Raw genomic sequence first — 906 nt, 5'->3', positions numbered from 1 at the left:
CCGGTCACCGGCGCCACCGCCTGCGCGGCCTCGGCCGGCTGGGCCACGGCACGGCGTCGCCGGCCGGTCGGGGCGCTGGTGGGATGCGGTTGCGGCGGGGTGTGGTCGTCGGCCTGGTCGACCGGTACGGCATCGTGCCGGCCGTCGTCGGCCGCAACGCCCTCGACGGTCACCGGGAACTGCGCGGGCACCTGCACCTGACCGGGCAGCGGCCCGGAACCGGCCGGCGGACCGGCGACCGACACCCGACCGTCGGCGCCGGGAGCACCGGCACTCACGCCGGGAGCACCGGGGCCCATGCCGGGAGCACTGGCACCCGGAGCAACGGGAGCACCGGCACCCGGAGGTACGGCAACACCGGCCCCCGGGGCCGCAGGAGCGCCCGCGCCGGGAGCGAAGGGGACACCGGTGCCCGGAGTTACGGGAGCACCGGCGCCCGGAGGTACGGGAACACCGGCGCCCGGAGCCACGGCACCCGGAGCAACGGAAGCACCGGCATCAGAAGCCACGGGTGCACCGGGAACCACGGGAACACCGGCACCGGGAGCCACCGGGACGGCCGTACCGACACCCGGGGGGACAGCCGTATCCGTACCCGTACCCGTACCCATGCCCGGGGGGACAGCCGTACCCGCGCCGTGGGGTGAACCCGCGCCCGGAGAACCGGCCGTACTCACGCCCGGGGTCCCGGCCGGCCCCGCGCCGGAGGCTGCGACCGCGCCCCCCGTCGCGGTGGTCGTGTCACCCGTCGCGGTAGCGGCGTCACCCGTCGCGGGAGCAGCGCCACCGGCCGCGGCGGCCTCGCCGCCCGTCTGGGCTGCCGTGCCGGCCGCGGGGGCCGGGATCTGCTGCGGGGGCCGGTCGGCCTCGGCCGGCGGCAGGGCGAAGACCGCCCGCGCACCGGCC

At 78.8% G+C, this 906-nt stretch carries 1 protein-coding gene; it reads right to left on the bottom strand.

Annotated features, from left to right (window positions below):
• The coding region (locus GT045_RS05585) for a hypothetical protein (protein WP_202527246.1) at nucleotides 1–278 on the bottom strand (278 nt) is incomplete at its 3' end.
• Nucleotides 279–906 lie beyond the last annotated feature (628 nt).

The sequence above is a fragment of the Streptomyces sp. SID486 genome, assembly GCF_009865385.1.
Taxonomy (GTDB): domain Bacteria; phylum Actinomycetota; class Actinomycetes; order Streptomycetales; family Streptomycetaceae; genus Streptomyces.
Note: the sequence above shows the minus strand (reverse complement) of the source record. Positions and strands in the feature narration are given on the sequence as shown.